Source organism: Gelidibacter pelagius (genome assembly GCF_017581925.1).
GTDB classification, from domain to species: Bacteria; Bacteroidota; Bacteroidia; order Flavobacteriales; family Flavobacteriaceae; genus Gelidibacter; species Gelidibacter pelagius.
The window spans coordinates 50,550-56,709 of the sequence record NZ_JAGEVG010000023.1; the positions used below are offsets into that span (position 1 = coordinate 50,550).

The window sequence follows — 6,160 nt, forward strand, 5'->3', positions numbered from 1 at the left end:
ATGAGCGCTTATAGAACCGTAATATTTCTTACTTTTAAATAAAAATTTAAATTATGTCCACTAAAGCGACTATTCTTACTAAAATTCAAATCCTCATTTCCAACAGTTTCAAGACACCCGAAGAAGCTTTTGCGTTTTTTGATAACGATAAAGACGGTAAACTCTCTAAAAAGGAAATCGCCGAGCTCCTTAAGAAAGCAGAAATTAGTGGACTGATAAGAGGTTTGGTGACCAGCAAACTTATTGAAGGTTATGATAAGGATGGCGATGGATTGGTTGATTGGAAAGAATTTAAAGCAGCCATTGATGAAATTAAGGAATAGTTATAAACACCTCGATGAATGCTATATTACATTAAACAATTTTTCAAACTATTTTTCTCAGCCGTTTTATATTGGTCATTTGCATTTTGTTTTTTTATCCTCATTAGATATTTGGGCAGAGAGCAGGAGCAGGTAGATGCTATACAAGCCAGTAAGGTATATCCGGTTTCTGAATATCTTTTATTTGGGGTCGTTTTAGGTGTCATGGTGGCCATTGTTTATACGATTGTAGAATATGTTTTCGATAAATTTCTATCTAAAGCTTTAAATCTTGGCTTGATCCTTCTTATCAAATCGATTATTTATCTGATATTTCTGATCTTCTCTTTGAGTATTATGGCCTTTTTAGCAGAAGATTATCTAAATATCAATTTTCCAAACCACAGGGGATGGTGGATTTCCAATAAAATATTTTGGATGGTCACCGCTTATTTCATCATTTGTTCTCTGCTATTTTCATTTATAAGATTGGCCAATGATAAGTTTGGAAAGGGCATCATCTTTAAAATGCTAATAGGTAGGTATAGAAATCCGCGAGAAGTGGACCGGATATTTATGTTTTTAGATTTAAAATCTTCCACAGCCCACGCCGAGGAGTTGGGGCATTTAAAATACAGCCAACTTATTCAGGATTGTTTCTTTTATCTCAATAAGATAATCAATAAATATGATGCTAATGTCTATCAATATGTGGGTGATGAAGCAGTATTGAGTTGGATCCCTAAGAGGGGAATTAGAAGATTAAATTGTATCAATCTGTTTTTTGATTTTGAAAGAAAGTTGAAAAGACACTCCAAGTATTACCAAAAAAAATATGGGGTGCAACCAGAGTTTAAAGCTGGACTGCATACAGGTAAAATCATTATTGCTGAAGTTGGAACCGTGAAAAAGGAACTGGCCTATCATGGTGATGTCATTAATTCTACATCTCGCATACAGGAAAAATGCAACGAGTACAATGAATCCTTGCTCATCTCAGATGATTTATTACAAAAGCTTAAACTGACCAATCGGTATGAAGCCATATCCATGGGAGATGAATTGTTGGAGGGTAAAACAGAAGAACTTAAGATTTATGCTATCCATAAACGATAGTTTTTGAGAATTTAAAGAAAGACAATCAGAAAAATGCAAATATTTGAAACCAAAAGGCTATTGGTAAGGAGTTTAAAAAGTAGAGACAAAAAGAACTTTATTGAATTACTTTCTGACCCCAAAATCATAGACCCCATTCCACAATCAAGATTTTCTGAAACTCAGATATTAGATAAGTTTTCTGAGAATCTGAATTTAAAACTGAGTGATTTGCATAGAGAGCGATACACTTGTGGGATTTTTGAAAAAGAAAATCCTGAAATGATTGGGCTCTGTCTGTTTTTAACCAATGATGAAAATGATAAAGAGTTAGGCTATCGTTTTAGATCAAATTATTGGGGAAAAGGATACGGAACAGAAGTGACTTTAGGAATGATAGATCATTATTTTAATACGTTGAATGCCGAAAAGGTCGCAGCCGATGTCAATATAGAAAATATTGGTTCGTCAAAAATCTTGGAAAAGTTTATGAAACCTGTGAAGGAGTTCTTTAACCATGAACGTAATTGTAAGGTGAGACGATATATCATTGAAAAAAACGATTGGGTACAATAGAGTCGGTAATCTTTGGTTTGTAATGTTCCAAATTGACAATCCAGAAAGAAATAAGGAGTGTGTACTCATGGCAATTTCAATCTTTATTTGCTATAGAACTAGTCGTTTTAAACAGTGTAGTAGTTATTGGATGTATATAATCGGTAGCTTTTAGCTTTGTCCTCTTATGATCATTCACAATACCGATGAAGAAGAACCCCTAAACCATGACAAGGACTTTATTTATGTCTTGGCTCTTCGTCATCCCATATCATCGATGATTGCACAGATATCCTTTTAGACATACTAGCACGGATTTTCTGCAAAGTCAAAAAAAAAAATCCGATTCAATTAAGAATCGGATTTTTTATAAGCGAAATGTGTTTGTTATTTTGGCGAAACGCCTATTTTTTGATTTTTTTGGCAATGGCTTCAAAAGCATCTGGATGGTTCATCGCTAAATCTGCAAGGACCTTACGGTTCAATTCGATATTGTTAGCTTTGATTGCACCCATAAATTTTGAATAAGACATTCCGTGTAATCTGGCTGCTGCGTTAATACGCGTAATCCATAATGAACGGAAATTTCTTTTCTTTACCCTACGGTCTCTGTACGAATATAACATCGCTTTGTCAACCGCATTTTTGGCTACTGTCCAAACGTTTTTACGTCTTCCAAAGTATCCTTTTGCTTGTTTAAGAACCTTTTTTCTTCTGGCTCTTTTTGCTACTGAATTTACTGATCTTGGCATTTCTTAATTGTTTTTTTGTAGTAGGCGGTCTATTACTGACACTTTGTCTTGTTAACTTCGCAAATCGAAAATCTGCAATCGTTAATCATTGAGCCTAACTCCAGGGTTTATAATTTGTGTTAACCGATTAAAATCGTATTACTTTAAACGTAACATGATTTTAACATTGTTCATATCGGCCTCGTGAACTAAAGTCATTTTAGTCAAGGCTTTCTTACGCTTTTTAGATTTTTTTGTCAAGATATGACTCTTAAAAGCGTGCTTTCTTTTAATCTTCCCAGTGCCCGTTACTTTAAAACGTTTCTTAGCACTAGATACTGTTTTCATTTTCGGCATTTTCTCCTAAATTTTAATTTACTATTCGCTTATTATCTTCATACACCTTCTTAAAGGCGTAGTGTTTATTAATTATATTTCGGTAGCTAAGCTTGGTAACTTAGTCCGCCGAAGCTATTTCTTTTTAGGTGCGATGAACATTGTCATACGCTTTCCTTCCAGTCTTGGCATTTGTTCAACCTTACCATATTCTTCAAGATCTTGGGCTAATTTCAATAATAAAATTTGTCCCTGTTCTTTAAACACGATCGAACGTCCTTTAAAAAATACAAATGCTTTTAGCTTTGCACCTTCCTTCAGGAATTTTTCTGCGTGTTTCTTTTTGAATTCGTAATCGTGATCATCTGTTTGAGGACCAAAACGGATTTCTTTAACAATAACCTTGGTCGCTTTTGACTTCAGTGACTTGTCGCGTTTCTTTTGTTCATAAAGAAACTTTTTGTAATCCATCACCTTACAAACGGGCGGATCAGCTTTTGGCGATATCTCAACCAAATCTACACCCTGTTCTTCAGCAATGGCTAAAGCTTGTTTAGTGGTGTATACCCCGGTTTCAACATTATCTCCTACAAGTCTTACGTTTTCGGCTCTAATGCTTCTGTTAATTTTATGTTGCTCCTCTTTTTCAGTTCTTCTGAAGCTACCTCTGTTTCTACGAATTGCTATGGCTTATATATTTTTAGTTAAACTTAATTTTTCTATTTAAAGGTTTTTAAAGTCTTTTTTACTTCTTTTTCAACAACCTCCGCGAAGTCTACTGCACTAATCATGCCTAAATCTTCTCCGCCATGTTGTCGTACCGAAATCATGTTTTTACTCTCTTCTTGCTCACCAACGATAATCATGTATGGGATTTTGGCCATTTCCGCTTCACGGATCTTCTTGCCAATTGTCTCGTTTCTATTATCTGCGAGGGCGCGAATTTCGTTATTTTCTAGCACATTTAAAACTTTTTCAGCGTATTTTTCATATTTTTCACTAATTGATAACACTATTGCCTGAGTTGGCATTAACCAAAGAGGGAAATTTCCGCCAGTGTGCTCTAATAAAATGGCTACAAAACGCTCCATGCTTCCAAAGGGTGCACGATGGATCATAACAGGCCTGTGCAACTCATTGTCACTGCCTTTATAAGTAAGGTCAAATCGTTCCGGTAAATTATAGTCGACTTGAATCGTACCTAATTGCCAGTTTCTTCCCAAAGCATCTTTCACCATAAAATCTAACTTAGGACCGTAAAAAGCGGCTTCGCCAGTTTCTACCACATAGTCCAAGCCTTTATCGATGGCAGCGTTAAGGATGGCAGCTTCAGCTTTCTCCCAGTTTTCGTCACTCCCTATATATTTTTCTGGAGTATTAGGGTCTCTTAATGATACTTGCGCCTTAAAATTTTCAAATCCTAAAGAGCCAAACACATAAAGCACCAGGTCAATAACATCCTTAAACTCTTTATCCAATTGATCAGGTGTACAGAAAATATGCGCATCATCTTGTGTAAAGCCTCTTACACGAGTCAAACCGTGAAGTTCGCCGCTCTGCTCATAACGATATACAGTTCCGAACTCCGCATAACGAATCGGAAGCTCTTTGTACGAAAATGGTTTGGCATTATAAATCTCACAGTGGTGAGGGCAATTCATTGGTTTCAATAAAAACTCTTCACCTTCGTTGGGGGTGAGGATGGGCTGAAAGCTATCAGCGCCATATTTTTCATAATGTCCAGAAGTGACATACAGTTCTTTCTGTCCAATATGAGGAGTGACCACCATTTGATACCCCGCTTTCTTCTGTGCTTTCTTTAAAAAATCCTCAAGGCGCTCACGTAAAGCCGCGCCTTTTGGCAACCACAAAGGTAAACCTTGGCCCACTTTAGCTGAGAAGGTAAACAATTCTAGCTCCCTGCCCAATTTTCTGTGATCGCGTTTTTTTGCTTCCTCAAGTAAATGAAGGTATTCGGTCAGATCCTTTTGTTTTGGAAATGAAATCCCGTAAACTCGCGTTAATTGCTTGTTTTTCTCATCACCTCTCCAATAAGCACCAGCCACTGACATAACTTTGACCGCTTTGATAATGGATGTATTCGGAATGTGTCCACCTCTACATAAATCGGTAAAGGTTGAATGATCGCAAAATGTAATTGTGCCATCTTCCAGATTTTCAATCAGTTCTACTTTGTATTCATTGTCTTGAGACTTATATAAGGATAAGGCATCAGCTTTTGAGACAGATCGGAGACTAAAGTCGTATTTCCCTCTGGCAATTTCCAGCATCTTATCTTCGATAGTCTTAAAGTCTTTGTCAGAAATTGTTTGATCTCCTAAATCCACATCATAGTAAAAGCCATTCTCTATAGCTGGACCAATAGAAAGCTTGACGCCAGGATATAACTCTTCAAGTGCCTGAGCCAAAATGTGGGCGGATGAATGCCAAAAGGCTTTTTTTCCTTCTTTGTCATTCCAGGTATACAATACCAATGCGCCATCTGTGGTTAATGGGGTGTGTGTTTCTACAGTAGTCCCATTGAAACTTGCAGAAATAACATTTCTTGCGAACCCTTCACTTATACTTTTGGCAACATCCATTGGTGTTGCATTATTCTCAAACGACTTAACAGTTCCGTCTGGTAGCGTTATATCAATCATATATCTCTCTTACTAATTTAGGATGACAAAGATAACATGTTAAATACTTTCATACAATATATATATAGGTATAAATAATATCGGTAATAAAACGGTGGTAGAGTAGGAGTGTTTGATGCCATTGTTGATTTGTTTCCTCATTATATATAGGAGTGTGTTGAGGAATTTTATAATATCAAGTATGCTCTCCTATATATAGGAGTGCTGATTTGTTTCGATTTGGGCGTTTGTTCTGCCGAAGGGGCAGCCCACCGCGCTCTCGCCCCTCACTTTTTCCGGCCGCTGTGGCGTCCGCAAAAGAGTCCGGGCAAGGGCTCCATCGCTAACGCGGGGCCTGTCCACGCCGCCCTGACCATAAACCACTGTGTTTTCGGCCGCCTAAGGGGTTCATTTCCAGCGGGAAGAAAAATAGTTCAAAAAAAGTCTTATTTTATTTTGCCGGTAAAGGAAAAAGGGTTGTATATTTGCACCCCGCAAA

7 protein-coding genes are annotated in these 6,160 nt (G+C 37.0%); 3 read left to right on the plus strand and 4 right to left on the minus strand.

The features are described 5' to 3' along the window. Positions 1-53: 53 nt before the first annotated feature. From J4051_RS16490 to J4051_RS16500, 3 genes are read left to right on the plus strand one after another with little or no spacing between them, the layout of a single operon-like run. Complete coding sequence (locus J4051_RS16490) at positions 54-323, plus strand: EF-hand domain-containing protein (protein WP_208234976.1); 270 nt, start codon at positions 54-56, stop codon at positions 321-323. Positions 324-341: 18 nt separating this feature from the next. Next, positions 342-1,418 carry an adenylate/guanylate cyclase domain-containing protein gene (locus tag J4051_RS16495; protein WP_208234977.1) on the plus strand — a complete coding sequence of 359 codons (1,077 nt, stop codon included), beginning with the start codon at positions 342-344 and terminating at the stop codon, positions 1,416-1,418. 33 nt (positions 1,419-1,451) lie between these two features. After that, complete coding sequence (locus J4051_RS16500) at positions 1,452-1,973, plus strand: GNAT family N-acetyltransferase (RefSeq protein ID WP_208234978.1); 522 nt, start codon at positions 1,452-1,454, stop codon at positions 1,971-1,973. Between the two features lie 383 nt (positions 1,974-2,356). On the opposite strand, the gene rplT is transcribed toward J4051_RS16500, so the two are convergent. From rplT to thrS, 4 genes are all read right to left on the minus strand, one after another. Continuing rightward, the gene (gene rplT / locus J4051_RS16505) at positions 2,357-2,704 is read right to left on the minus strand and encodes a 50S ribosomal protein L20 (RefSeq protein WP_208234979.1); all 348 of its coding nucleotides are present in this window, start codon (positions 2,702-2,704) and stop codon (positions 2,357-2,359) included. A 138-nt stretch (positions 2,705-2,842) separates the two neighbouring features. Beyond that, positions 2,843-3,040 carry a 50S ribosomal protein L35 gene (gene rpmI / locus J4051_RS16510; RefSeq protein ID WP_208234980.1) on the minus strand — a complete coding sequence of 66 codons (198 nt, stop codon included), beginning with the start codon at positions 3,038-3,040 and terminating at the stop codon, positions 2,843-2,845. Positions 3,041-3,154: 114 nt separating this feature from the next. Beyond that, the gene (gene infC, locus J4051_RS16515; RefSeq protein WP_208234984.1) at positions 3,155-3,706 is read right to left on the minus strand and encodes a translation initiation factor IF-3; all 552 of its coding nucleotides are present in this window, start codon (positions 3,704-3,706) and stop codon (positions 3,155-3,157) included. Positions 3,707-3,738: 32 nt separating this feature from the next. Beyond that, positions 3,739-5,682, minus strand: a complete 1,944-nt coding sequence (thrS, locus tag J4051_RS16520) for a threonine--tRNA ligase (protein ID WP_208234981.1) — start codon at positions 5,680-5,682, stop codon at positions 3,739-3,741. Positions 5,683-6,160 lie beyond the last annotated feature (478 nt).